The organism is Mesorhizobium sp. WSM4989, from assembly GCF_029625795.1.
Lineage (GTDB): Bacteria > Pseudomonadota > Alphaproteobacteria > Rhizobiales > Rhizobiaceae > Mesorhizobium.
This window is the reverse complement of the sequence record NZ_JARTVN010000002.1, coordinates 1,800,707-1,826,455: the sequence shown is the minus strand read 5'-3', so window position 1 is coordinate 1,826,455 and position 25,749 is coordinate 1,800,707. Positions and strand designations below refer to the sequence as shown.

Annotated in this window: 22 protein-coding genes; 9 read left to right on the top strand and 13 right to left on the bottom strand. The window is 63.9% G+C overall.

Annotated features, from left to right (window positions below; translation table 11 throughout):
- Positions 1 to 10 precede the first annotated feature (10 nt).
- Together P9217_RS21545 and P9217_RS21540 are read right to left on the bottom strand one after the other, a co-directional pair.
- Entirely contained in the window at positions 11 to 829 is an 819-nt protein-coding gene (locus P9217_RS21545) for an ABC transporter ATP-binding protein (protein WP_278088308.1), read from the bottom strand.
- Between the two features lies 1 nt (position 830).
- The gene (locus P9217_RS21540; protein ID WP_278087485.1) at positions 831 to 2,018 is read right to left on the bottom strand and encodes an ABC transporter permease; all 1,188 of its coding nucleotides are present in this window, start codon (positions 2,016 to 2,018) and stop codon (positions 831 to 833) included.
- Between the two features lie 76 nt (positions 2,019 to 2,094).
- Between P9217_RS21540 and dgcA the strand changes: the two genes are divergently transcribed.
- Positions 2,095 to 3,075, top strand: coding sequence for an N-acetyl-D-Glu racemase DgcA (gene dgcA / locus P9217_RS21535; protein ID WP_278087484.1), 981 nt, complete (start codon positions 2,095 to 2,097; stop codon positions 3,073 to 3,075).
- On the opposite strand, the gene P9217_RS21530 is transcribed toward dgcA, so the two are convergent.
- Both P9217_RS21530 and P9217_RS21525 read right to left on the bottom strand, forming a co-directional pair.
- On the bottom strand, positions 3,046 to 4,260 hold the full coding sequence (locus P9217_RS21530; RefSeq protein ID WP_278087483.1) for an MFS transporter: 1,215 nt from the start codon (positions 4,258 to 4,260) through the stop codon (positions 3,046 to 3,048). The genes dgcA and P9217_RS21530 overlap by 30 nt on opposite strands.
- Before the next feature lie 141 nt (positions 4,261 to 4,401).
- On the bottom strand, positions 4,402 to 5,232 hold the full coding sequence (locus P9217_RS21525; RefSeq protein WP_278087482.1) for a UDP-2,3-diacylglucosamine diphosphatase: 831 nt from the start codon (positions 5,230 to 5,232) through the stop codon (positions 4,402 to 4,404).
- 118 nt (positions 5,233 to 5,350) lie between these two features.
- Here P9217_RS21525 and P9217_RS21520 point away from each other — a divergent pair, with 118 nt between their 5' ends.
- From P9217_RS21520 to P9217_RS21510, 3 genes are all read left to right on the top strand, one after another.
- Positions 5,351 to 6,130 (top strand): SDR family oxidoreductase, encoded by a 780-nt coding sequence (locus tag P9217_RS21520; protein ID WP_278087481.1) that lies wholly within the window; start codon positions 5,351 to 5,353, stop codon positions 6,128 to 6,130.
- Positions 6,131 to 6,291: 161 nt separating this feature from the next.
- On the top strand, positions 6,292 to 8,613 hold the full coding sequence (locus P9217_RS21515; protein ID WP_278087480.1) for an NADP-dependent malic enzyme: 2,322 nt from the start codon (positions 6,292 to 6,294) through the stop codon (positions 8,611 to 8,613).
- Between the two features lie 122 nt (positions 8,614 to 8,735).
- The gene (locus tag P9217_RS21510) at positions 8,736 to 9,944 is read left to right on the top strand and encodes a DUF2865 domain-containing protein (RefSeq protein WP_278087479.1); all 1,209 of its coding nucleotides are present in this window, start codon (positions 8,736 to 8,738) and stop codon (positions 9,942 to 9,944) included.
- Here P9217_RS21510 and gltX read toward each other — a convergent pair.
- Entirely contained in the window at positions 9,862 to 11,235 is a 1,374-nt protein-coding gene (gene gltX, locus P9217_RS21505) for a glutamate--tRNA ligase (protein WP_278087478.1), read from the bottom strand. The two genes, P9217_RS21510 and gltX, sit on opposite strands and share 83 nt — an antisense overlap.
- A 722-nt stretch (positions 11,236 to 11,957) precedes the next feature.
- On the opposite strand from gltX, the gene P9217_RS21500 reads away from it, so the two are divergent.
- Complete coding sequence (locus tag P9217_RS21500; protein ID WP_278087477.1) at positions 11,958 to 15,749, top strand: vitamin B12-dependent ribonucleotide reductase; 3,792 nt, start codon at positions 11,958 to 11,960, stop codon at positions 15,747 to 15,749.
- A 158-nt stretch (positions 15,750 to 15,907) separates the two neighbouring features.
- A complete protein-coding gene (locus tag P9217_RS21495; RefSeq protein WP_278087476.1) occupies positions 15,908 to 16,279 on the top strand; it encodes a VOC family protein in 372 nt (123 codons plus the stop codon).
- 231 nt (positions 16,280 to 16,510) lie between these two features.
- Here P9217_RS21495 and P9217_RS21490 read toward each other — a convergent pair whose 3' ends face one another.
- From P9217_RS21490 to P9217_RS21470, 5 genes are all read right to left on the bottom strand, one after another.
- Positions 16,511 to 16,993: a DUF2314 domain-containing protein gene (locus P9217_RS21490; protein ID WP_066995245.1), complete on the bottom strand. Its 483-nt coding sequence runs from the start codon at positions 16,991 to 16,993 to the stop codon at positions 16,511 to 16,513.
- 138 nt (positions 16,994 to 17,131) lie between these two features.
- Positions 17,132 to 18,292, bottom strand: a complete 1,161-nt coding sequence (locus P9217_RS21485) for a GH25 family lysozyme (protein ID WP_278087475.1) — start codon at positions 18,290 to 18,292, stop codon at positions 17,132 to 17,134.
- Positions 18,216 to 18,458 carry a hypothetical protein gene (locus P9217_RS21480; RefSeq protein ID WP_278087620.1) on the bottom strand — a complete coding sequence of 81 codons (243 nt, stop codon included), beginning with the start codon at positions 18,456 to 18,458 and terminating at the stop codon, positions 18,216 to 18,218. The genes P9217_RS21485 and P9217_RS21480 overlap by 77 nt, the downstream gene beginning before the upstream one ends.
- Positions 18,459 to 18,503: 45 nt before the next feature.
- Positions 18,504 to 19,289 carry a phosphodiester glycosidase family protein gene (locus P9217_RS21475; protein WP_095800824.1) on the bottom strand — a complete coding sequence of 262 codons (786 nt, stop codon included), beginning with the start codon at positions 19,287 to 19,289 and terminating at the stop codon, positions 18,504 to 18,506.
- A 54-nt stretch (positions 19,290 to 19,343) separates the two neighbouring features.
- Positions 19,344 to 20,216 carry an undecaprenyl-diphosphate phosphatase gene (locus P9217_RS21470; RefSeq protein WP_066995237.1) on the bottom strand — a complete coding sequence of 291 codons (873 nt, stop codon included), beginning with the start codon at positions 20,214 to 20,216 and terminating at the stop codon, positions 19,344 to 19,346.
- A 187-nt stretch (positions 20,217 to 20,403) separates the two neighbouring features.
- Here P9217_RS21470 and P9217_RS21465 point away from each other — a divergent pair, with 187 nt between their 5' ends.
- Positions 20,404 to 21,315: a hypothetical protein gene (locus P9217_RS21465; RefSeq protein WP_127324901.1), complete on the top strand. Its 912-nt coding sequence runs from the start codon at positions 20,404 to 20,406 to the stop codon at positions 21,313 to 21,315.
- Positions 21,316 to 21,355: 40 nt separating this feature from the next.
- Here P9217_RS21465 and P9217_RS21460 read toward each other — a convergent pair whose 3' ends face one another.
- The 3 genes from P9217_RS21460 to P9217_RS21450 all read right to left on the bottom strand — a co-directional run bounded on the left by P9217_RS21460 (position 21,356) and on the right by P9217_RS21450 (position 22,499).
- A complete protein-coding gene (locus P9217_RS21460) occupies positions 21,356 to 21,568 on the bottom strand; it encodes a hypothetical protein (RefSeq protein ID WP_067328366.1) in 213 nt (70 codons plus the stop codon).
- Positions 21,569 to 21,722: 154 nt separating this feature from the next.
- Positions 21,723 to 22,118, bottom strand: a complete 396-nt coding sequence (locus P9217_RS21455; RefSeq protein WP_095779642.1) for a GFA family protein — start codon at positions 22,116 to 22,118, stop codon at positions 21,723 to 21,725.
- A 132-nt stretch (positions 22,119 to 22,250) separates the two neighbouring features.
- A complete protein-coding gene (locus P9217_RS21450) occupies positions 22,251 to 22,499 on the bottom strand; it encodes a ParB N-terminal domain-containing protein (RefSeq protein WP_278087474.1) in 249 nt (82 codons plus the stop codon).
- A gap of 144 nt (positions 22,500 to 22,643) precedes the next feature.
- Here P9217_RS21450 and P9217_RS21445 point away from each other — a divergent pair, with 144 nt between their 5' ends.
- Positions 22,644 to 24,284 (top strand): N,N-dimethylformamidase beta subunit family domain-containing protein, encoded by a 1,641-nt coding sequence (locus P9217_RS21445; RefSeq protein WP_278087473.1) that lies wholly within the window; start codon positions 22,644 to 22,646, stop codon positions 24,282 to 24,284.
- 1 nt (position 24,285) lies between these two features.
- Positions 24,286 to 25,668, top strand: coding sequence for an aspartate aminotransferase family protein (locus P9217_RS21440; protein WP_278087472.1), 1,383 nt, complete (start codon positions 24,286 to 24,288; stop codon positions 25,666 to 25,668).
- The last annotated feature ends 81 nt before the right edge of the window (positions 25,669 to 25,749 follow it).

The following is a 25,749-nucleotide window of genomic DNA, read 5'->3' as shown; positions in this document are numbered from 1 at the left end:
TCACTTATGGCTATGCGCGAGCCGCAAGATCAAGTTGCCGGGCGCGTTTTCCGCGGAAATAGGATTTTACCCACGGCTCCTCGCTTTTCAGCATGTCGTCGATCGTGCCTTCGACCAGCACCCTCTTCTTACCGAGCACCGCCACGTGGTCGCAGGCGGTGAACAGCGTGTCGAGGTCGTGCGTGACCATGTAGACCGTCAAATCCATCGTATCGCGCAGCTTGACGACCAATTCGTCGAATTCGGCCGCGCTGATCGGATCGAGGCCCGAGGTCGGCTCGTCGAGGAAGACGATGTCCGGATCGAGCGCCAGCGCGCGAGCCAACGCCGCGCGCTTGATCATGCCGCCCGACAGCTCGGAAGGGAATTTCTGCGCTGCGTCCGGCGGCAGCCCGACCAGCTCGACCTTGAGCATGGCGAGCTCGTCCATCAGCTTCTTCGGCAGGTCGAGATACTCGCGCATCGGCACCTGCACGTTTTCCAGCACTGTCAGCGCCGAAAACAGCGCGCCGTGCTGGAACAGAACGCCGAGCCGCATGTCGATGCGCAGGCGCTCGATCTCGCTTGCCTTGTCGACGTCGACGCCGAACAGCCTGATGGTTCCCGATTGCTTCGGCATAAGCCCGAGGATGGTGCGCAGCAACACCGACTTGCCGGCGCCCGCGGCGCCCACGAAGCCCAGGATCTCGCCGCGCTCGATATCGAGCGAAAGCTTATCGAGGATCAGCTTGTCTTCGATGGCAACGGTGACGTCACGGACCGAAAGCACGATCTCGCTCTGGTCCGCGTTCTGCGCCGTCTTGACCCCGTTGCCGCTTGCAACCGCCATCTCAAAATCCGATCGATGCGTAAAACATGGCGAAAAGCCCGTCGAGGATGATGACGACGAAGATCGACTTCACCACCGACGCGGTCACGTGCTGGCCGAGCGATTCGGCGCTGCCGCCGACCTTCATGCCCTCGACCGAAGCGATGGTGCCGATGATCATGGCCATGAACGGCGCCTTGATCAGCCCGGCAAAAATGGTGCTGAGGTCGATGGCGACCCGCAGCCGATCGATGAATGCCGCCGGTGGAATGTCGGAATAGAGCCAGGCGGCGATGATGCCGCCGCCGAGCGCGGCGAAATTCGCGATGATCGTCAAGCACGGCAGCGCAATCACCAAGGCGACGAGCCGCGGAAACACCAGCACGCCGATCGGGTTCAACCCGATCACCTTCAGCGCGTCGACCTCCTCGCGCATCTTCATCGAGCCGATCTCGGCGGTGATGGCGCTGCCCGAGCGGCCGGCCAGCATGATCGCGGTCATCAGCACGCCAAGTTCGCGTAGGATCAGCACGCCGACGAGGTCGACGACGAAAATGTCGGCACCGAAATAGCTGAGCTGATAAGCGCCTTGCTGGGCGACGATGGCGCCGACGATGGCCGACATCAGCACCACCACGGGAATGGCGCCGACGCCCATGCGGTCGATCTGGTTGAAGATTGCTGCCGGATTGACGGCATGGCCGCGGCCGAGCTTCATCTGCGCGCCGCGGATGGTGGCGCCGAGGATGTTCATCGAGGCCAGAAAATCGTCGCGCATCTCGTAGACGCGGCGGCCGACCAGCTCCAGCGCGCGCAGGATGATGTTGGGCGGTCCGGCCGACCCCGATTCGGGTTCGCGACGCACCGCGTCGCCCACCGCGCCGAGCAGGATTGAGGCGATCTCGCTCTGCCCCTGCACATGGACTTCAACGCCTTTCTTCTCGAAAGCGCTCGCCAGCCGATCGATCAGCCAGGCGCCGGCCGTGTCCATCTTCTCGATCTGCGAAAGGTCGAGCATCAGCTTCTTGGCGCTGTTGCGGTTTTCGATCTTGCGCATCTCCGCATCGACCGATGCCACGGTCCGCGTCGTCCAGACACCCGAGAAAGCGCAGCCGAGCACGTCGTCTTCCTCGCCGACGATAATTCGCGGCTGGTGATTGGCATCACCGGCGGGCGTGCGGCTTGCGTCGCGTTTGCGGATGGTCAACATGGCGTCCTGTTTAGCGTGACGGGACTGGCGTGTCGATTTGCGGGGAGACCGGGTCGCACAGCCGGAGAAGAAAAATATGGCGCGTGTCATTTCGGTCGAGGCGGAGCGATTCCCCATCGCGGGCACCTTCACCATATCGCGCGGATCGAAAAGCGAGGCCGAAGTCATCACCGTGACGATCGCCGACAACGGACATGTCGGGCGCGGCGAATGCGTGCCCTACAGGCGCTACGGCGAGACGATGGAAGGCGTGCGCGCCGCAATCGAGGCGATGCGCGGCCAGATCATCGACGGCATCGGCCGCACCGCCTTGCTCGCGGCTATGCCGGCCGGAGCGGCCCGCAATGCCATCGACTGCGCCTTGTGGGATCTCGAAGCCAAGCTGGGCGCCAGGCCGGTGGCGGACGCGATCGGGGTCGTTTCGCCTAAGGCGCTTGAAACCGCCTACACGCTGTCGCTCGCCGAACCTGACGCGATGGCGGCGCAAGCCCGCGCCGCTGCCTCGCGCCCGCTGCTCAAGGTCAAGATCGGCGGCGACAACGACGCGGCAAGGATTCGCGCCGTGACGCAAGCCGCCCCGCAAAGCCGCATTATACTCGACGCCAACGAGGGCTGGACCGACAACATCGTCGAGAATCTCGCATTCGCAGCCGAGCACGGCATAGTGCTGATCGAGCAGCCGCTGCCGGCCGGCCGTGATGGCATCTTGCGCGAAATCGCGCATCCCGTGCCGATCTGCGCCGACGAAAGCGTGCACGAGGCGAAGAACCTCGAAGCGCTGGTCGGCCTTTATGACGTCGTCAACATCAAGCTCGACAAAACTGGCGGACTGACCGAAGCGCTGATCCTTCGCGATCGTGCCCGCGAGTTGGGTTTCGGCATCATGGTCGGCTGCATGGTCGGCACGTCGCTCGCCATGGCGCCGGCAGTGCTCTTGGCTCAAGGCGCCGATTTCGTCGACCTCGACGGGCCGCTGCTCTTGGCGCACGACCGCGAACCGGGTCTCGTCTACCAGGGCTCGCTGGTCTCACCGCCTCAGCCGGCGCTGTGGGGCTGAGCGCGCGGCAAGCCCGATCAGCGCGAGGCCGATGATCGCGATCGGGATCATCGCCAGGAACCCGTCGACGCCAAGACGATCGTAGAGCGGGCCGGAGACCAGCGTGACCGCGGCCATGAAGAAGCCGTTGAAGAAATAGGCGATGCCTTGCGCGGCGCCCGTGCGCTCTTCGGATACCGTTTCGCCGATCATCTTCTGCAGGCCGATCAGCACCATCGCCACCGAAACCGCATGCAGCGTCTGGACGCCGAAGAAGCCGACGACGCCGAGCCCCAGCGGCCAGACCAGCGGAAAGGCGGCCCATCGCAGGATCGAGCCGATGCCGGCGATCACCATCACCCTGACGACGGAAACCGAGGCGAAAATGCGGTTGAAGAACAAGAACATGCAGACCTCGGCAACCACGCCCCAGGCCCACAGCAGGCCGACGACGGAATCGCTGATGCCGATCGACTTCCAGTAGATCGACACGAAGCCGTAAAGAAAGGCGTGGCTGGCGGTGATGATGCCGACGCCGAGCGTGAAATAGAGGAAATAGGCGTTGAAGAGGCTTGGCGCCGAATGCTGAATCTCGGTCGCCGATAATGGCGACGCCTTGCGAGGCTTGCCCATCCGCGGCGCCCACAAACCCGCGGCAAGCGCTGCGGCAAGGGCCACAAAGATGATCGCCGGAACAGTTTGCGGGCCGGTGGCCGCCAGGATGAAGCCGCCGACTATATTGGCGCAGAAATAGGAGATCGAACCCCATTTGCGCATGGCCGTGTAGTTGGAGCCGAAGCGGCGGACGCCCGACAGAGCCAGCGAATCGGCCATCGGCGAATGCGGCGTCCAGGGGATCGAAAGCAACAGCGAGATGGCCAGCACGCCCGCATAGGTGGCCGGCAGGAAATAGCCGGCCGAAATGATCATCGTCGCCGCGACCAGCGCGATATAGACATTGGCGCGGTCCTTCGCCCGGTCGGCAAACGCGGTGAGCATCGGCGTCGTCACGACGCGCAGGAACATCGGCGCGGCCAGGATGACTGCGATCTGTTCGGCGTGGAAGCCTTTCGCCTCCAGCCAGAGCGGAAAATAGGGCAGATGCGTCCCCTGCGACACGAACAATGTCGCGAAGATCAGGCTCATGCGCAGTTCGAAATGGGCGGGCTTGACGAGTTGCTCAGGCGAAAGCGGCGGCAGCGACATGAATCGATCCAATTACGCTGCATTCCACGACCGCAACGCGTTTCGATCCCTATCACGCGGCAAGGCGCGGCGGAACCGCCTGGACCAGTCGATCTGGCTAAAGCTGTTGAAAGACAAGGAACCTCGGAGCCGGAAAGGCGCTCAGGCAGCCTTGACCGCTCTGCCCTTGAGATCGATGAGATCGACGCGCACCGGCGCGTCCTTGCCGGCCGCAACTTCGGGCAGCACATGCGCCCAGGTCAGGATCTCCATGCGGCCGTCGAAATGCTCGACCACCGCGGTGCAGCTTTCCACCCAGTCGCCGGTGTTGATGTATTGCACGTCGCCATAGCTTTCGATCGCGGCGTGATGGATGTGGCCGCAGATCACGCCGTCGACATGCGAGCGCCGCGCTTCCTCGGAGAGCACCGTCTGGAACGATCCGATGAAGTTCACCGCCTTCTTCACCTTGACCTTCGCCCAGGAAGAGAACGACCAGTAAGGCAGGCCGAGCAGGTGGCGCAGCCTGGTCACGACACGATTGACCAGCATCGCCGTGTCATAGGCGTAATCGCCGAGGTAAGCGAGCCAGCGCTGATTGTGCACCACAGTGTCGAACTGGTCGCCATGGATGACGAGAAGCCGCCTGCCGTCGGCGGTCTCATGAATGGCGCGGTCGGCAACGACGATGCCGCCGAAATGCACGCCCTGGAACTGGCGGGCGAATTCGTCGTGGTTGCCGGCGAGGTAGGTGATCGAGGCGCCCTTGCGCGCCTTGCGCAGCAACTTCTGCACCACGTCGTTATGGCTCTGCGGCCAATGCCAGCTGCGCCGCAGGCGCCAGCCGTCGACGATGTCGCCGACCAGGTAGATGGTATCGGCGTCATGGTGGCGCAGGAAATCGATCAGGAAATCGGCCTTGGCCGCTTTCGAGCCGAGATGCACGTCGGAAATGAACATGGTGCGAAAAGTGCGGGGCTCTGGACCGGACATCGCGATTTCCACCTTTCTTTGGCGTGCTATGCCTCGATTCATGCAACAACCGTATGACGGTTGCGGTTGGTCCAGCCTAGGCGCTAGCTTTGCCGCCCTCGAAAAAGGAGAAATCACCATGGATCTCGGCATTCGCGGCAAGAAGGCCATCGTCTGCGCCTCGAGCAAGGGACTGGGGCGCGGATGCGCGATTGCGCTGGCCGAAGCCGGCGTCGACCTTGTCATCAACGGCCGCAACGCCGAGCTGTTGGCGAAGGCGGCGCAGGAAATCCGCGAAAAATTCGGTGTCGAGGTGATCGAGATCGCCGGCGACGTCTCGAAGCCGGAAGTGCAGAAGGCATTGCTTGCCGCCTGCCCCGCCCCCGACATCCTGGTCAACAACAATGGCGGCCCGCCGCTTCGCGATTTCCGCGAGCTCGACCGCGCGAAAATCCTCGAAGGCGTGACGCAGAACATGGTGACGCCGATCGAGCTGATCCAGGCGGTCATCGACGGTATGGCCAAACGCGGCTTCGGCCGCATCGTCAACATCACATCGCTGTCGGTCTATGTGCCGATCCCGGGCCTCGACCTGTCGTCGGGCGCCCGCGCCGGCCTGACCTCGTTCCTTGCCGGCGTGGCCCGCACGGTCATCGACCGAAACGTCACCATCAACAGCCTGTTGCCCGGCAAGCTCGACACCGACCGGTTGCGTGGCCCGCATGAAGCCGGCACGCCGGAAGACCCGGCAGCGGCCGCCGCGCGCAAGGCCCGCATCAGCGCCGACGTACCGGCAAAGCGCCTCGGCACGCCGGAAGAGTTCGGCCAGATCTGCGCCTTCCTGTGCTCGGTTCATGCCGGCTATCTCACTGGACAGAACATCCCGGTCGACGGCGGCCTCTACGTCAGTGCGTTCTGACGAGCTTCGTCAATCCGCCGCAAGTTTCCGAGCCAACAGGCTGAAATGGATTGATTATCTTCGCCTCGGCATCGTGAATGCCAGGGCCGACATTTGGCGTCGCGAAGAATCGCCGCTGCATGCTAAAAGGCTCGAAAGCAAGAAGCGCAGGAGGGCCGCGAATGGACGGCGAGAGCAAGAAAACGGCCCGATCGGACCTCGATGAGGCCGCGCTCTTCTTTCACAAGCACCCCACCCCGGGAAAGCTCGAGATCCAGGCGACCAAGCCGCTGGGCAACCAGCGCGACCTCGCGCTTGCCTATTCGCCGGGCGTTGCCGCTCCTTGTCTCGAGATCCGGGACGATCCCGCGGCCGCCGCCGACTACACGGCGCGCGCCAACCTCGTCGGCGTTGTCTCCAACGGCTCGGCGGTGCTTGGGCTGGGCAATATCGGCCCGCTCGCCTCCAAGCCGGTGATGGAAGGCAAGGCGGTGCTGTTCAAGAAATTCGCCGGCATCGACGTCTTCGACATCGAGATCGATGCTCCCGAGATCGAGCGCATGGTCGAGACGGTGGCCGCGCTCGAGCCGACCTTCGGCGGCATCAATCTCGAGGACATCAAGGCGCCTGAATGCTTCGAGGTCGAGGAGCGGCTGAAGGCCCGCATGGGCATTCCGGTTTTCCATGACGACCAGCATGGCACGGCAATCATCGTCGCCGCCGCGGTGCTCAACGGGCTGGAATTCGCCGGCAAATCGATCTCCGACATCAAGATCGTCACGTCCGGCGCGGGCGCTGCGGCGCTCGCCTGCCTCAACCTTTTGGTCTCGCTCGGGGCCAAGGTCGAAAACATCTGGGTCACCGATCGTTTCGGCGTCGCCTACAAAGGCCGAGTCGAGGAGATGGACCGCTGGAAAGACCCTTATGTGAAGGACACCCAGGCGCGTACGCTGACCGAGGTCATCCCCGGCGCCGACGTCTTTCTCGGCCTCTCCGCCGCCGGCGTGCTGAAGCCAGAACTCCTGCAGCACATGGCGCCGAAGCCGCTGATCCTGGCGCTCGCCAATCCGACGCCGGAGATCATGCCTGAGGTGGCGCGCGCGGCACGGCCCGACGCCATGATCTGCACCGGGCGCTCCGATTTTCCCAATCAAGTCAATAACGTGCTCTGCTTTCCTTACATCTTCCGCGGCGCGCTGGATTGCGGGGCGAGCGCCATCAACGAGGAGATGAAGATGGCCGCGGTCAGAGCGATCGCGGCGCTGGCCCGCGAGGAGCCATCGGACGTCGCCGCCCGCGCCTATTCCGGCGAGACGCCGGTCTTCGGCCCAGACTTCCTGATCCCCTCGCCCTTCGATCCGCGGCTCATCCTGCGCATCGCGCCGGCGGTGGCGAAAGCCGCCTGCGACACCGGCGTGGCGACGCGGCCGATTGCCGATTTCGCGGCCTATGTCGACAAGCTCAACCGCTTCGTCTTCCGCTCTGGCCTGGTGATGAAACCGGTGTTCTCCTCGGCCAAGGCCGCCAGCGCCAAGCGCGTCATCTTCGCCGACGGCGAGGACGAGCGCGTGCTGCGGGCGGCACAGGTAGTCCTGGAGGAAGGCATCGCCGAGCCGATACTGATCGGCCGGCCGCATGTCGTGGAAGTCAGGCTGAAGCGTTACGGCCTGCGCATCCGGCCGGGCGTCGATTTCGGCCTGATCAACCCGGAGGACGATCCGCGCTACCGGCACTATGTCGATCTCCTGATCGAACTCGCGGGTCGCCGCGGTATAACGACGGAAGCCGCCCGCACCATGGTGCGCACCAACAACACGGTGATCGCCGCCCTTGCGTTGAAGCGCGGCGATGCGGATGCGATGATTTGCGGGCTCGAAGGCCGCTTCGAGCGCCATCTGCGCAATGTCACGCTGATCATCGGGCCGCGTCCCGGCATCAAGGACCGCGATCTCTCGACGCTGTCGATGCTGATCTCGCAGCGCGGCATCATCTTCCTCACCGACACCCATGTCTCCGTCGATCCGACGGCGGAGGAGATCGCCGAGATGACGGTGCTGGCGGCGGAAGAAATCCAGCGCTTCGGCATCGAGCCGAAGGCAGCATTGCTGTCGCATTCGGATTTCGGCTCGCGCGATTCGCCCGGCGCGCTCAAAATGCGCGAGGCCGCCGCCATCCTCGCCCGCATCGCGCCGGAACTGCAGTGCGACGGCGAGATGCATGCCGACTCGGCCCTTTCCGAGCATCTGCGCCAGCGCGTCTACCCGCATTCGCGGCTGAAAGGGGAAGCCAATCTGCTGGTGTTCCCGAACCTCGATTCGGCCAACATCACGCTGACGGCGCTGCGTGCCATGATGGACGCGCTGCATGTCGGGCCGATCCTGCTCGGCACCGACAAGCCCGCGCACATCCTGACGCCTTCTGTGACCTCTCGCGGCGTGGTCAACATGACGGCGCTGGCAGTCGTCGAGGCGGCGCACAAGGCGCAGGCGCTCGCCCCGATCTGAGTTGAGGGTGAGCTCTGGGTTGATGCGAGCTCGCGCCAGCGGAATTGTGTTTGGGTAGTAAGCTAGGGAACAGTTAACCACGAACGCGGTAGCCTTCCACCGGCAATCGGGATTCCAGGCGGATGAAGGGGTTGAAGCTGACGCACCTTGCTGCGCTGCTTGCAGCGTTGGCGGCGTCGGCTGTCGCTGTGACGGAGCCGCAGGCGGCTTCTCGCACCTGCCGCCAGCTCGAAGCGGAGCTTGCAGCCACGCGCGGCGGTGGCGGCGGTCCGGGACTGATCCGCAAATATGACGACGCGATCGCCCGCCAGCGCGAGCAGCTGGCCAAAGCGCGCGGCCGCGCCGGTGATGCCAATTGCGGCTTCGCGCTGTTTTCGCGCAATGCCGGCCAATGCGCGGCGATCAATGCCTCGATAGAGCGTATGAACGCCAATCTCGACATCTTGCAGGCCAAGCGCGAGCGGCTGGCCGGCGGCGGCACGCGGCGCGACCGCAGCCGCATTCTTGCGGCGCTCGACGCCAATGGCTGCCGCGATGATGAAGTCGAGCCGCCTCGCGCCCCGATCCAGGAGGCCGCCCGCAACAATGGTGGCGGCAATCTGTTCGAGCAGCTCTTCGGCCGTGGCGACGAGGAGATCGATACGCTCCACACGCCTGAAGCGCTTCCGCCAGACGATCCCAGCGCGCGCAACATCCGCCGGGTGATCAACCAACCCGATGGCATGGACCTGCCGAGAATGAAGGGCGAGTTCCGCACCGTCTGCGTGCGCACCTGCGACGGCTATTTCTTCCCGATGTCGAACGCCGCCTCTCTTGGCGATTTCGAGCGCGATCAGAAGAATTGCGAATCGAGCTGCCCCGGCACCGAGATGCAGGTCTTCTACACGCGCGGCATGGACGATGACGCCGGCAACATGACGTCCTCGGCGACCGGCCGTCCTTACAGCGAGCTGCCGACGGCCTATCTCTACAAGCAGGCCAACTACTCGCGGCCGCCGCAATGCGGCTGCGACGCCCAGGCCGAAAACTTCTCGATCATAGGCGGTAATCCGCCCAATCCGGAGCAGCCGCAGCCGGACAGCGGGGTGACGACCCTCGTGCCGGCGCCGGCGGCCAAGCTCGATGCTGGCGCCGATCCCGAAACGCTCGCCAACGCTGCAGGTGGGCTCGACCGCGCGGCTATCAAGCAGCTGACCGCCAAGGTGCCGGAGTCACCGGTTTCGGCCCTGCCGCCGGAACAGCGCAAGGTCAGGGTCGTCGGGCCAGCGTTCCTTCCCGACCCATCAGCGGCAATAGATCTGCAAGCTCCGGCCCCGAAGCCCGCCCGGTAAGGGCAAGCCGCAGCGGCATGAACAGCGGCTTGCCCTTGCGGCCCGTCGCTTCCCTGATCTTGCCGGTCCAATCCTTCCAGACCGTGCCGTTCCAAGGCTCTTCCGGCAACAGGTCGAACGCCTGGTGGAGGAAGTCACGGTCCTCGCCGGAAAATTCCGCCGGCTCCTGCGGCCCCTCGCTCAGGATTCGCCACCAGGCGACAGCGTCGGACAAACGGTCGATGTTGCCGCGCACCGCGAGCCAAAAGGGCTCGGCCCTGTCGCCGGAAATGCCAAGCACAATCAGCCGGTCGCGCGCCTCCTCGAACGGCATTTGGTGCATCAGCGTGCGATTGAGCACGAAAAGCTCGTCGGGATCGAACTTGGCGGCAGACTTGGATGTCGCGGCCGGGTCGAAATGGCTGGCGAGCTCGTTGAGATCGTGCGCTGCCGTGACATTTTCCGATGTGCCGACGAGCACGGCAAGCGAGGCGACAGCCATCGGCTCGATGCCGTCCTCCCGCAGGCTTTCTATCGACAGCGCGCCGGTGCGCTTCGACAGCCCCTCACCCGACACGGTGGTCAAGAGATTGTGGTGCCCGAACACCGGCGGCTCAGCGCCCAGCGCCTGGAACAAGGCGATCTGCACGCCGGTGTTGGTGACGTGGTCGTCGCCGCGTATGACATGGGTGACGCCCATCTCGATGTCGTCGACTACCGAAGGCAGTGTGTAGAGATAAGTGCCGTCCTCACGCACCAGGACCGGGTCCGACAGTGAGGCGAGATCGACGGTCTCCTCGCCGCGCACAAGGTCGTTCCAGTGCACCTCGGTCCGCTCCGGCTGCAGCGGGTCGCCGGCGAAGTTCGGCAAAAGAAAGCGCCAATGCGGCCGGCGCCCGTCGGATTCGTATTCGGCCACCTGCTCCGGCGTCAGCGTCAACGCCTCGCGGCCATAGACCGGCGGCAGGCCGCGCGTGCGGCGCACCTTGCGGCGCAGGTCGAGCTCCTCCGGCGTTTCGTAGCAGGCATAAAGCACGCGCGCCGCCTTCAGCCGCTCCACCGCGGCGTCATAGACTTCAAAGCGACGCGACTGGTATTCGGTAACGTCGGGAAAAATGCCGAGCCAATGCAGGTCATAGAGAATTGAATCGGCGAATTCCTGCGTCGAACGGGCAACGTCTGTATCGTCGAAGCGCTGGATGTAGCGGCCCTTGTTGTTCATGGCGAAAAGCCAGTTGAACAGCGCGGTGCGGGCATTGCCGATGTGGATGCGGCCGGTCGGCGACGGGGCGAAACGAACGGTAACTGTCATGAGCGGGGCGTAGCGAATGCTTCCAGGCTTGACAAGACACGCCCCCGCGCAGGGCAACAGATAGTGCAAGCCAGCTAAAATGAAAAGCCGCCCGTCGGGCCGGGCTCCGGGCAACCCGACGAACCGTCCGCAAGGACCGTCAAATAAAGGCTTTTCGATGCGCCTTTCTGTCCCCGTTATCCACATATGTGACACACAACATGTTGGGGTCACAAAACCTATAAAAACGAATCCTTGACGGGTCAGAACGAGTCGCTTTTTATAGGCCATGCGCTCCTGTTACGGGCGTGACCGGAGAGTTCAGAGGCCGGTCTTTTTTCCCGGATATTGTGCGTTTTGCCCACATTTCCGCCCGTTCACGAGGCCGGCGGAAGCGTTGGGAATGATGGGGCTTGGGTGGGCGAAAGGGAGAATTGTCGGGCTGGAAAAAATGATCTGTTAACACTATATTTAGTGTTTGCGGGCAGGCTCGACCCTAGATAGTGTGAACCTCCCTCTTCCGAGGGAATCGACAAAAGTTTCAGTTTTGAGGGACCCGCGGGTCGGCCTGCAGCCTGGGTGAGCGCCTGGAAGGGCGTTTGCTTGTCTGCACGGTGTTGCCCGCGACGAGGAGAATGCCGGCGTCGCCTGCGATGCCGGCAAACGGCGGACCGTGCTTTTCGCCTGGCGGGGCAGCAATCCCTAGGGAAAAGCGCTATATGTAGACAAAAGGGACCGGACCAATGCGCATCGAGCGTCGCTTCACCAAGCCAGACCAAGCAGGTCAAGAAGGGGCAGCTTACGCGGAGATCGAATTCCGCAAGGCCCTGTCGGAAATCAAGAATCCCGACGGCTCGGTGGTGTTCCGCCTCGACAACATCGATGTGCCGGCGCAGTTCAGCCAGGTCGCGGCCGACATCCTGGCCCAAAAATATTTCCGCAAGGCCGGCGTCCCGGCGCGCCTGAAGAAGGTCGAGGAGAACGACGTCCCCTCCTTCCTGTGGCGTTCGGTTGCCGACGAGGCCGAACTCGCCAAGCTCCCCGAGGCCGAGCGCTATGGTTCGGAAACCGATGCTCGCCAGGTCTTCGACCGGCTGTCCGGCACCTGGACCTATTGGGGCTGGAAGGGCGGCTACTTCAAGTCCGAAGAAGATGCCCGCGCTTTCCGCGACGAGCTTGCCTATATGCTGGCCACTCAGCGCGTGGCGCCGAACTCGCCGCAATGGTTCAACACCGGCCTGCACTGGGCCTATGGCATCGACGGGCCGAGCCAGGGTCACTTCTATGTCGACCCCTTCACCGGCAAGCTGACCAAGTCGAAGTCGGCTTACGAGCATCCGCAGCCGCATGCCTGCTTCATCCAGAGCGTTCAGGACGACCTCGTCAACGAGGGCGGCATCATGGACCTGTGGGTGCGTGAGGCGCGCCTGTTCAAATACGGCTCCGGCACCGGCTCGAACTTCTCGATGCTGCGCGGCGAAGGCGAGAAGCTGTCCGGTGGCGGCCGCTCGTCCGGCCTGATGAGCTTCCTCAAGATCGGCGACCGCGCGGCCGGCGCCATCAAGTCGGGCGGCACGACCCGCCGCGCTGCCAAGATGGTCATCGTCGACGCCGACCATCCCGACATCGAGGACTTCATCGACTGGAAGGTCAATGAAGAACAGAAGGTCGCCTCGCTGGTGACCGGCTCGAAGATCGTCAAGAAGCACCTCGAAGCGATCATGAAGGCCTGCGTCAATTGCGAAGGCAATGGCGACGACTGCTTCGACCCGGCCCTCAACACCGCGCTGAAGCGCGAGATCAAGGCGGCCAAGAAGGACGCCGTGCCGGAGAACTACATCTATCGCGTCATCCAGTTCGCCCGCCAGGGCTACACCTCGATGTCGTTCAAGACCTACGACACCGACTGGGACTCTGACGCCTATCTCACCGTTTCCGGCCAGAACTCCAACAACTCGGTGTCGCTGAAGGACAATTTCCTGCGCGCCGTCGAGGCCGACGGCGACTGGCAGCTCACCGCCCGCAAGGACGGCAAGGTGCTGAAGACGCTGAAGGCGCGGGATCTCTGGGAAAAGATAGGTTATGCCGCGTGGGCGTCCGCCGATCCCGGCCTGCATTTCAACACGACGATGAACGACTGGCACACCTGCGCCTCCGCCGGTGCGATCCGGGCCTCCAACCCATGCTCGGAATACATGTTCCTCGACGACACGGCCTGCAATCTCGCCTCGATCAACCTCCTGCCCTACCGCAAGGAAGACGGCACGATCGACATCGCCGCTTACGAGCACACCGTTCGGCTGTGGACCGTCGTGCTCGAGATCTCCGTGATGATGGCGCAGTTCCCGTCGAAGGAGATCGCCAAGCTCTCCTACGACTACCGCACGCTCGGCCTCGGCTACGCCAACATCGGCGGCCTGTTGATGACGTCCGGCATTCCCTACGACTCCGACGAGGGCCGCGCGATCTGCGCCGCGCTCACCGCCATCATGACCGGCATCGCCTATGCGACCTCGGCCGAAATGGCTTCCGAGCTCGGCGCCTTCCCGGACTATGACCGTAACGCCCAGAACATGCTGCGCGTCATGCGCAACCACCGCCGTGCCGCCTATGGCGACAAGGATGGCTACGAGAAGCTCGCCGTCAATCCGGTGCCGCTGGTCGCCTCCGACCTGAAGCAGCAGGCGCTGGCCGAGCATGCCCGCGCCGCCTGGGATCGCGCCATCGAGCTCGGCGAGGAGCATGGCTATCGCAACGCGCAGGCGACCGTCATCGCGCCGACCGGCACGATCGGCCTGGTCATGGACTGCGACACCACCGGCATCGAGCCCGACTTCGCGCTGGTGAAGTTCAAGAAGCTCGCCGGCGGCGGCTACTTCAAGATCATCAACCGCGCGGTGCCGGAAGCGCTGCGCACGCTCGGCTACTCCGAAAGCCAGATTGCCGAGATCGAGGCCTATGCCGTCGGCCATGGCAACCTCAACCAGGCGCCCGGCATCAACCCGTCTTCGCTGAAGGCCAAGGGCTTCACCGATGACAAGATCGCGGCGCTGAATGCGGCGCTGAAGTCGGCCTTCGACATCAAGTTCGTGTTCAACCAGTGGACGCTCGGCGCCGATTGGGTGAAAGAGACGCTCGGCTTCACCGACGAGCAGCTTTCCGACTTTTCCTTCGAGATGCTGCCGGCGCTGGGCTTCTCCAAGAAGGACATCGACGCCGCCAACATCCATGTCTGCGGTGCGATGACGCTGGAAGGGGCGCCGTTCCTCAAGGCCGAGCACCTGCCGGTGTTCGACTGCGCCAGCCCCTGCGGCAAGATCGGCAAGCGCTCGCTGTCGATCCAGAGCCACATCCTGATGATGGCGGCGGCGCAGCCCTTCATCTCGGGCGCCATTTCCAAGACCATCAACATGCCGAACGAGGCGACGGTCGAGGACGCCAAGAACGCCTACATGCTGTCCTGGAAGCTGGCGCTGAAGGCCAACGCGCTCTATCGCGACGGCTCGAAGCTGTCGCAGCCGCTCAATGCCTCGCTGCTCGCCGACGGCGAGGAGGACGAGGACGAGGCGGTCGAGCAGCTGATTGCGGCGCCCGCCGCGCAGCGCGCCGTGCAGGTGACGGAAAAGATCGTCGAGCGCGTCATCGAGCGTCTCTACCGCGACCGCGAGAAGCTGCCGAACCGCCGCAAGGGCTACACGCAGAAGGCGGTCGTCGGCGGCCACAAGGTGTATCTCAGGACCGGCGAGTTCGACGACGGCCGCCTCGGCGAGATCTTCATCGACATGCACAAGGAAGGCGCCGCATTCCGCGCCATGATGAACAACTTCGCCATCGCCATCTCGCTCGGCCTGCAATATGGCGTGCCGCTCGACGAATATGTCGAGGCCTTCACCTTCACCAAGTTCGAGCCGGCCGGCATGGTGCAGGGCAATGACGCGATCAAGAACGCGACGTCGATCCTCGACTACGTGTTCCGCGAGCTTGCCGTGTCCTATCTCGGCCGCCACGACCTCGCCCATGTCGACCAGTCGGACTTCGACAAGACGGCGCTCGGCCGCGGCATCACCGAAGGCAAGGCGACGCCCTTCTCCAAGGGCCTCTATCGCGGTGCCTCGCCGGTGAAGCTGGTGTCGGCTGCCGGTTCGGACCCCAAGGGCTTTGGCGGCTCAGCCCCGACCACGGCCCCTGCCCGTGCAGCGCCCACCGCCTTCGCCGGCTCCAACGTGCTGGCGTTGAAGCCGGCAAGCGACGAGGCCCTTGCCTACAAGCGCGACTATGAGGAGCGCGCCAGGGAACTGGCCGAGGAGATGGTGGAAGAGGAAGCCGAAGCCGCCGGCGGCGCCGAAGCGCTCTTCACCGACGCCGCGGCGAATGAAGCGGCCGAGGCAAAGAAGCTCGCCGCCACTCGTCGCCAGCAGTCGCTGCTCCAGGGCTACACCGGCAACGAATGCTCGGAGTGCCACAACTTCACCATGGTGCGGAACGGCACCTGCGAGAAGTGCGACACGTGCGGTGCGACGAGCGGGTGCAGCTGAGGCCCGATGCCGCCAAGGCTGACAGTCGGCGAAGTTATTCGCAAGCTGGTGGCCGATGGCTGATCTGGTTGCAACCAAAGGCAGCCATCGCCAATATAGATCAAAGCCGGCCGCGTCACCGTGGCCGGCCGCACTGGCCTAATTGTCCAAGAGCTTCTATGATCGACCACATCACCGTCGAAGTGTGCGACCTCGAACAGAGCAAGCTCTTCTACGAAAAGGCTTTTGCGCCCTTGGGCTACAGCCTCTCCTTCGGCAAGGAGGGCGTGTTCTGGGCCTTCGATGTCGGCAATGGCTGCCTGTTCGAGATCCAGAGCACCGGCGAGAAGCCGCCGCTCACCCATCTGCATGTCGCGTTCCGGGTGAAGAGCAAGGCGGAGGTCGATGCGTTCTATTGGGCGGCGCTGGAGGAAGGTGCCGCGGACAATGGCGCGCCCGGGCCGCGTCCGGACTACGCGGCGAACTACTACGCCTGCTTCGTGCTTGATCCCGACGGTTACAACATCGAGGCGATGATCAACGAGGCGTGACGGGCGATGCCCTTCGGCTTCGTCATTCTAGGGCGGAGCAAGGAGCGAAGCGACGCAGCGCAGACCCTAGAATCCATGCCGTTACATCAAGGCGCTGCGGCGTTTCAGAATTCTGCACGCTGCGCCCTACGGCAATGGTCACGGCATGGGTCCTCGGGTCAAGCCCGAGGACGACGAAAGCGCGATGGACGGCCTCTCCTCAGCTCTTGTGGGGAGAAGGGAGCGCCGCCTTCAATCCTTGAACGTGATCCCGTATTTCGCGGCCTGTTCCTTCGGCATGTCGGCCAGCGCCTGGCGTACCGTGTAGCCACCATAGACGTCGCTGCCGTTGCGGATCATCCAGTCTTCGACATCGGCCTCGGCAACCGTCATGCGGTCGCCCATCTTGTACTGGTTGCCGTTGACGGGCTTGTCGGCCAGCAATCCGACGAAGCGGCCGTCGCTGAAAGCCACAAGCTGCATCCAGATATGCTCGGTGGCGCCGTTCTGGGTCAGCGGGAACTTGACCGTATAGGTGCCAGGCGTGCGGGCGGCCATCAACTCATGGAAGCGGGGTAGCGTCGAGTGGCCCTTGGCCTTAGCGCCCTGCATCGCCTCGTCGGTGGTTGAATAGGCGACCACATTGGCGTTGGGCGTATTGCTGCGCAGGTGCGAATTGAAAAATCCGTAGCCGACGGCGGCCACCACAGCGGCAGTGACAATCAGTTTGCGCATAGACCCCTCCAAGACGCGATCACGAACACGTTACCGGAAGGCCGTTGCCGCGCCGCTAAGGGAGACGGTGAGTCGATGGTTAGAGAAATCCTGAAATTGCCGTCGATCGCCGCCCCGCGCCGGGTGAAGCATACGGCCTCAATTCGCGTCGGCCACCACCTCGCCGCCGCCCAGCCACCTGCGCCACTGCCGCTCGTCGCCGTGGAAGACATTGAGGTCGATGCGGCCGCTCACGCCATGCGACAGGCCGGAGCCCGAATATTGCCAGAACAGCCAGTTGCGGCCCGGATAGACCTTTGACGGATGGGCGGCCACCGCGCGCAGCCAGAACGGATAGTCGAGAAATGCACCACGCAGATTGTCGCGATAAAAATCCGGCGACGTGTAGATGATGGGCCGCTGGCCGTAGTGGCGCTCCAGCTTGTCCATGAACACCTGCATCTTCTCCAGCACCTTCTGGCGCGAAGGCCGGCGCTTGCAGGAGGACTCGCCGTTCCACTCGACATCGATGACCGGCGGCAGCGCGCCCTGGACTCGCGGCACGTTGCGGATGAACCAGTCGGCCTGCTCGCCGGCGGTGCGGCACCAGTAGAAGAAATGATAGGCGCCGCGCTTCAGCCCGGCGGCATCGGCGCCGCGCCAGTTTTTCATGAACATCGGATCGAGATGGTCGCCGCCGTCGGTCGCCTTGATGTAGGCGAAGTTGGCGCCCTGGGCGCGCAGCTTTTGCCAGTTGATATTGCCCTGCCAGCGCGACACGTCGACGCCATGGACGGCAAGGTGCCTGGGCGAGGCGCGCCCGAAATTGATCGGTTTGGCATCGCGAAAGGCATAGCGGGTAACAGGGCCAGCCAGCATCGCGGGCGCTGCGCGCGACAGCCGCTTCGGCGGCGAGACGAGTGCTGCGGCCTCGACCGGGGGCTCGATCGTATCCGGCAGGTCCGGCGCCGGGAATGCCACCGTCTCTTCCTCGGCCAAGCCAAAGGGACGCGAATTCTCGACGTCAAGACGCGAGTTCTCGCCCCCTGGACGCGCGTTGTCCTCGTCAACACGAGCATTCTGGTCGCCAGGCAGCGACGCCGGCGGCCTGATGCGCGCGGCGCCCGCCATGGAAACGGTCTCCACTGTCATCGCGGCGTCGGCGGTCTTCACTGCCTTCGTTACCGGCGCGCTCGGCCGCACGACCGAACTGGTCGTCTCGTTCGACGGCATTTGCAAGGCATCAACGCCCGAGGTAGACGAGCAGCCAGCAAGGCAAAGCCCTGCAAGCACGAAACTGACGACGCCAAAAATCCGCATCTTGACCTGTACGCAAAACAAAACAGACCGAGGGCCGAAACAGCGCCGCCGGAAGCCCCATTCCTAATGAGAAATTACCAACAAAGTTTGAATCAAAATTTACCTTTGGTTCGGCGGGGCGATTCGCCAGGCAAGCCGACAATAAAAGCTCCGCCTTTGTTTCCACGCAATTTCCGAACGGCACACCGCTTCTCGGTTTTCCTCGAATTGCTCAGCGCCTGAACACGCCGATCATCGGCCCGAGATTCCAGAAATCGTCGTTGCGGCCAATAGCCGGCGCATAGAGGCTGGAGATCGACCCGTCGAGGAAGAGCGCGTTGGGACAGTCGAGCTCGTCGCGGAACAGGCGCGCGAATTCGTGGAAAGTCACCACGTCGTTCGAGATGGCGAAGACGACGACGCCGTCGCCACGCACGCCGACGCCATCGCGGATTTTTCGCGAAGGGCTGTCGGCCTGGAATTTCGGATGCAGCTTTCCGTCGATCACCAGCATCGGCCCGGACTGGGTGGCATAGTCCACCTTCGGGGAACGCTTCAAATAATCCTTCGTCGCGCGAACGCCGGCCTTGCCGTCGCTAAGATAGAAGACGCCGTTGGGCTGCATCGAGAAATTGCCGGAGCCGGCCCCGGTCTTCGCCGACGCGATCTGCTGCCCGCGCTCGACATAGAGACCGACAGGCGCGAGATTGGGATGGTACATGCCGGCATTGATGCCGAAGAGCATGGTGCGTCCGGCCGCCTGCTGCGCGCTTCGAAGATTGTGCAGCGACTGGTAGAGCTTGCCGTCGGGATCCTTCCAGAACAGCTCGATCGAGTAATGCTTCGGGTCCGTCTCGCAGACGAGATAGGTCGCGGTCTCGAAGGTGTGATTGCGGCACGGCGGCAGCGCTGCGACCCATTGGCTCAGCCCCAGGCCCGCACCGACTACTGCCGGCACCGCCGATTTCACCAGCGCTGCCAGCAACGGCAGCGATTGCAGCAGCGTTGCAATGTCCATAGGCGCACCCGAAGCAAGGTTCAGGTGCCGGTATAGCGGATTCGGTGAAAGCCTCTAGCTCAGCCAGCCGACGGCGACGCCGATCAGCAGCACGACGCCGAGCAGGCCGCGATAGATGACGAAGGGCCAGGCGGAAAAGCGCTCGAGCACGCGCATCAGTCCCCATATGGCGAAGAAGGCGGAAATCGAGGCGACGACGAGGCCGACCGCCAGGACCGACCAGCCATAAGCGCCGAGGTGAATCTTGTGCAGTTCCCAAAGCTCCTTCAGGCCTGCCAACGCGATGGCCGGCAGGCCGAGCAGGAAGGAAAGCCGCGCCGCCTCCGGGCGGGCATAGCCAAGACCCAGCGCCGCCGTCAGCGTCGATCCCGAGCGCGACACGCCGGGAATGAGCGCGCCGACCTGGGCCACGCCGACGAGCAAGGCGTCGAGCACGGACACCTTGTCCAGGGTCAGCCTGTGGCGGGCATAGATTTCCGACAGCGCAAGCAGCACGGCCATGGCGATGCAGGCCCAGCCGATCACGGCCAGCCCGCGCAACGGCGAGTTGCAGGCATTGAGCACGCTGGATAGCGCGAGGCCGGCGATGACGATCGGAACGGTGGCAAGCACGATGCCGATCGCCAGGCGGAAATAGCGGTTGGCATAGTCGCGGCGCGTGAGCGCCGCCAGCGACCCCACCGCGACTTCCCTGACGTCGCTCCAGAAATAGCTGATCACCGCGGCAAGGGCCGCGAGTTGCATAGCCGCAGAAAAGGCCGAGCCCGGGTCCTGCCAGCCAAGCACGGCGGGCACGACGCGCATATGCGCCGTCGAAGAGATCGGCAGCAGTTCGGTGATGCCTTGCACGATGCCGAGAAACGCCACCTTGGCGTAGCCCAGGCTTACGAAGCCGGTGTCCAATCCCTGCGTGCAGACGTCCGTCATCCCTGTCCTTTCCCCGGCGAAAAATGAATTGTTATGCGCAAAGCCCCTCAAGGGCAGGCTTAGCCTCATGGTACGGCGAAGCCAATTCACGGATTTGTAAGGTGCCGCTTATCCTGCTTGACAACAGGCGCTTCCATATTATCATGCGCTAATCTTACACTGTAAGGCAGATCGGAGGAGGACTAGCATGTCGACTGCCGCCCTCTCGGAACTGCAGCCGGTCGTCCCGCCGGTGTCGCACCATCCGGAAATCGGGATCGAGGAGGTCTCGCGTGATTTGAGCCGCGCCATCGAGCGCGCAGAGGTCAATGCCTGGCTCGATCTCTACGATGCCGCGCCCACGGAATTCGCCGCGCGGCACGGCTTGTCGCTCGCCCGCGACGGCGACCTCGTCTGGACCACCTGCACGACGATCCCGTTCATCCATTTCAACTGCGTGAAGAACATCGGCGTCGACGGCCCGGCCACGGAAGATCAGCTCGATTCGCTGCTGGCGCATTACCGCGCTGCCGGCATCTTGCGGCCGTGGTTCTGCACAAGCCCGCACACCGAGCCTTCCCGGCTGCGCTGCTGGCTGGAAGCGCGCGGGCTCCAGCATCAGAGCGGCTGGGAACGAATTTTTCGCGACGCAACGCCGCTGCCTGCCGAGCCGCTGTTCCCGGCAGACGATCTGTCGGTCGAAGAGGTTACGTCCAAGACCGCTCCCGAATGGGCCTCCTTCATCGATGCGAAGTACAGGCTGCCCACCTCGCCCTGGCTCATGGCGCTGGTCGGCCGCGAGGGTTGGCGTCACTACATGCTGAAACGCGATGGCGCCGTGGCTGCCGTGCGTTCAATGTTCATCTCGGATGGCGCCGCCTGGAGCGGGATCGACGCCCCGGTGCCTGGCATCATGGCGCCGAGCTTCGACCTCGACGCCATGCTTGGCGAAAGGCTGGTCCGCGACGGCATAGCCGCCGGCGCAAGACTGTTCGTCGCCGACATCGAGGCGCCGCGCCCCGAACGCGACGGTCCGGCCTACCGCAACTACGCCCGGCTCGGCTACAAAATCGCCTATCTCCGCAGTCATTACAGCTATTTGCCGGCGTATTCGAGCTGATCGGAAAGATCTAAAGCGCGTCAGTTCGGCGCGACGCGCTTTAGCGGTACAGCCATTGCTTCAGGCAGCTTCTGGCCACGATATGCGCCGGCGGCAGCACCGGCTGGTCGAAGCGGGAATCGTCGGCAGCCCTGTCGCGAGCCTTTTCCAAGAGCAGGCGAAGCTCGGCCGGGCGCACGCGGTCTCGCTCCATCACGAGTTGGATCATCGGGTCGTTCAAAAGCTCGTCCAGGGGGTTGCTGCTCTCGCTCATCCGTCGCCTCCTCGATGCCTTCCCGCGTGGCGCTTTAGATAGGCAGCCAATGATGGCCCGCCAATGACGCTTTGCCGGCTATCTCGTGAATCGAAGATGAAATTTTTGTGCAGGCATTCTTCCTTCTCCCATTGTTGTGGGAGAACGGAAAACTCTATGCCGGCGGTGCCCCCTCATATTGCGGCAGGCCGTCATCCAGCCGCACCCAAGGCTGCTTCGAAGCGGTCCAGAAATGCATGTCGGGCTTGAACGCGGACGGATCGTCGAGCGAGCCGGATGTGACGCCGAGAATGCCCCTGGAGTCACGTCGCGAAAAGATCGTCGTGCCGCAAGCCGGGCAGAAGCCACGCTTGAGGTCCGGCGAGGAATTGACCGTCGCCACCGGCCCCTCGATCGTGACATCATCGATGCGAAACAGGAGCCGCGCATTGAAGGCGGCGCCGATCGCCTTCTGGCACAGCCGGCAATGGCAGACGCGCTCGTTGATTGGTTCGGCCTCGGCGCGATAGCGCACTGCGCCGCACAGGCATCCGCCCTGGTATTTCGCCATTTCCAAGTACCCGATTGACAGGAAGGCCGGCACGGTAGCGGCGAACATCGCAGCGTCAATTAAAAAGCATTGATAGGACGCGATCGCTCACGGTGATGCAGGGGCCGACACGGCAACCGATAGGGAATGGCGTCAGTGGCGGCGCGCCTGGACGAGATAGGCGTCGATCTCGGTTTCGCCGAGCCATTTGGCGGCTTCCAGCCGGTGCAGCCCCTCGATCAGGACATGGCGCTTGCCGTCGTGGCGCACCTGGATCGGGGTCTTCATGCCGTTCTCGAGGATATCCTGGGCAAGATGGCGCACCGTCTCCGGATGCAGCGTCTTGCGCCTCGCCATCGGCACATAGATGTCGTCGACCCTGACCCTTTGCACGCGCAGCATCTTGGCTCCCGGCGTTCAAACATCGCCTGAAGATCAAATAAGCCGTTTGCCGGATAAGGCCAAGCGCCTGCTGGCCCGATCGTTTCCATTTGACGCTTGGCCGTCCTACGGTCTCAATGGCGACCACTTGGTTTCGGTTTTTCCATGACGCAACGGCCCGCCGACTTTCCCGATTTCGGACTGACGCCCGAGCAGCGCCGGGAGGCGGTGCGCGGGCATTATTACGAGTGGCCCGGCATGGATGGCTCGAGCGGCGAGATCTGGTGCTACAGCGACCGCTTTTCCTATCGTCCGGGCGAAACGGTGACGATTTTCGTCAGCTCGACGGCCCCGCAATTCAGGATTGTCATCGTCCGCGACGGCGGCGATGAAACCAAGGTCTTCGATGGGTCGGGACTGTCGGCGCGCTGGCAGGAAACGCCCGAGCAATGTTCGGTCGACGGCTGCGGCTGGGAAGCCTCGTTCGAATTCCGCATCGGCGATGACTGGCCGTCGGGAGCTTACCGTGTCAGGCTTTCGGCTGAAGGGCCGGACGGCACGCCGATCGAGAGCCACCACCTCTTCATCGTCGCGCCCCTGCCCAGCCGCAAGCCTGGTCGCCTGCTGCAGATCGCCGCGACCGGCACCTGGCTCGCCTATAACACCTGGGGCGGCTCCAACCACTATCAGGGCATCACCGGCCCGAACCGCGACCGATATGCCACGATGGTCTCCACGCAACGCCCTTGGTGCCGCGGCTTCGTCCTGCTGCCCAAGGATGCACCGCGCGTGCCGCTGGAAGTCGCGATGCCGCCGAAGACCGTGCCGCGTTATCCGCATATGGAATGGGCCTTTGCCACGGGACATTCGAAGAAATACGCGTCTTCCGGCTGGGCCAGCTACGACAGCCATTTCTTCCGCTTTGCCGAACGCGCCGGATATCAGGTCGACCTCGCCAGCCAGCACGAGCTGCACTTCTCGCCGGAAATCCTCGACGGCTATGATTGCGTCGTCTTCGTCGGCCACGACGAATACTGGACCTGGGAGATGCGCGACGCGGTGGACGCTTATGTCGAGCGCGGCGGCCACGCGGCGCGCTTCGCCGGCAATTTCATGTGGCAGACCAGGCTGGAGGACGAGGGCCGACGCCAGGTTTGCTACAAATACCGGGCGCGGGCCGAAGACCCGGCCTATCGCGGCGGCGACATCACCCGCGCCACCAATTCCTGGGAAGCGCCGGAGATCGGCCGTCCGGGCAGCGCTACCTTCGGCCTCAACGCGACGCGTGGCGTCTATGCCGGCTGGGGCGGCTGCGCGCCGCGCGGTGTGCGCGGCTTCCCGGTCTACCGCCCCGAGCACTGGGCCTTCGCCGGCACCGGCATCTATTATGGCGACCTGCTTGGCGCCGATAGCCATGTCTATGGCTATGAGGTCGACGGGCTCGATTTCGAAATACGCGGTGGCCTGCCGTACCCGACTGAAGAGAGCGGCGCGCCGGACGGCTTGCAGGTGCTGGCCGTCGGCCTGGCGAGCCAGGTCGAGGAAAGCGCCGACATTCCGATCGAAGACCAGTTCCTCACCGACGAGGACGGCCGCTTCACCGCCGAGACTTTGTTCGGCGAGGCCAGCGACGCCAATCTCGATAAGGTCAAGCGCGGCAACGGCATGATCGTCAATTTCCCGCGCGGCAAGGGCGAAGTCTTCCACGCCGGAAGCTGCGAATGGGTCGCCGGCCTGCTAAGGCAGGACGCGATGGTCGAACGCGTCACCAAGAATGTTCTCGACCGCTATCTCGGAAAGTCCTGACATGCCGACACCGGAAGTGCAGCCCTCGCCTGAAGCCGAAGCGCGGCCGCCGTCGCATTTGTTCTATCTCTCCAGCCTGCGCCGGCCACTCGTCGACCGCGCCGAGGGCATCTATTTCTGGACCAAGGACGGCCGCCGCTTCATCGACGGTTCAAGCGGACCGATGGTCGCCAATATCGGCCATTCCAACCGCAACGTGCTCGACGCCATGAAGCGGCAGATGGACAAGACCACCTTCGCCTATCGGCTTCATTTCGAGAACGAACCGGCGGAAGAACTGGCGCGGGCACTGTCTCACAAGCTGCCCGAAGGCATGGACCGCATCTTCTTCGTCTCGGGCGGCTCGGAAGCGACCGAATCCTGCATCAAACTCGCCCGGCAATGGGCGGTCGCCACCGGGCAGCCGAAGCGCTGGAAGGTGATCACCCGCTTCCCGTCCTATCACGGTGGCACGCTGGGTTCGCTCGCCATCACCGGCGACGACGCGCTTGCCGAGACTTTTACGCCGTTGATGCGGGTGATGCCGACGGTGCCGGCGCCGGCCGCCTGGCGCGATCGCGACAACCTCTCGATGGAGCAGCGCGGCATCCGTTATGCCGACATGCTCGAAGACAAGATACAGGCCGAGGGCCCGGGAAGCGTGCTCGCCTTCATCATGGAACCCGTCGGCGGCGCGGCAACGGCAGCCCTTGTCGCGCCCGACAGCTACTATGCGCGCATCCGCGAGATATGCGACCGCTACGGCATCCTGCTCATCCATGACGAGGTGATGAGCGGTGCCGGCCGCACCGGTAAATTTTTGGGCGGCGACCATTGGAACTGCAAGCCGGACATCGTCGCGCTGTCAAAAGGGCTGGGCTCCGGCTATGCGCCGCTCGGCGCGCTGGCGGCTCCCATGCGACTGGTCGAGCCGCTGCTCGCCTCCGGCGGCTTCCAGCACGGCCACACCTACGCCGGCAATCCGCTTGCCTGTGCGGCCGGCCTTGCGGTGCTGAGCGAAATGGACCGGCTCGATCTCATCGCCAACGCCGCCACCATGGGGGATGTGCTGATCGCAGAATTGAAGGCGTTGCAGAAGCGTTTCCCTTTCATCGCCGACGTGCGCGGCAAGGGCTTGCTGCTCGGCGCCGAGATGGTCGCCGATCCGGAGACGCTGACGCCGATCGCGCCGGCGAAAAAGGCAACGCAGCGCCTGCTCGACCACGCCTATGCGCGCGGCCTGATCATCTATGGCCGCAAGGTCAAGGGCGGCGTCGACGGCGACAATTTCATGGTGGCGCCGCCGATGATCATCACGCGCGAGCAGATCGGCGAGATGATCGCCATCATCGGCGACTCGCTCGAGGCGCTGGCGGAGGAACTCGATCTGCCGGTTGCAGGCTGAGGGTGAAATGGCGCTGATCCTTCGCTCCCCCCTCTGGCCGGCCGGCCATCTCCCCCACGAGGGGGGAGATCCGATGTCGCT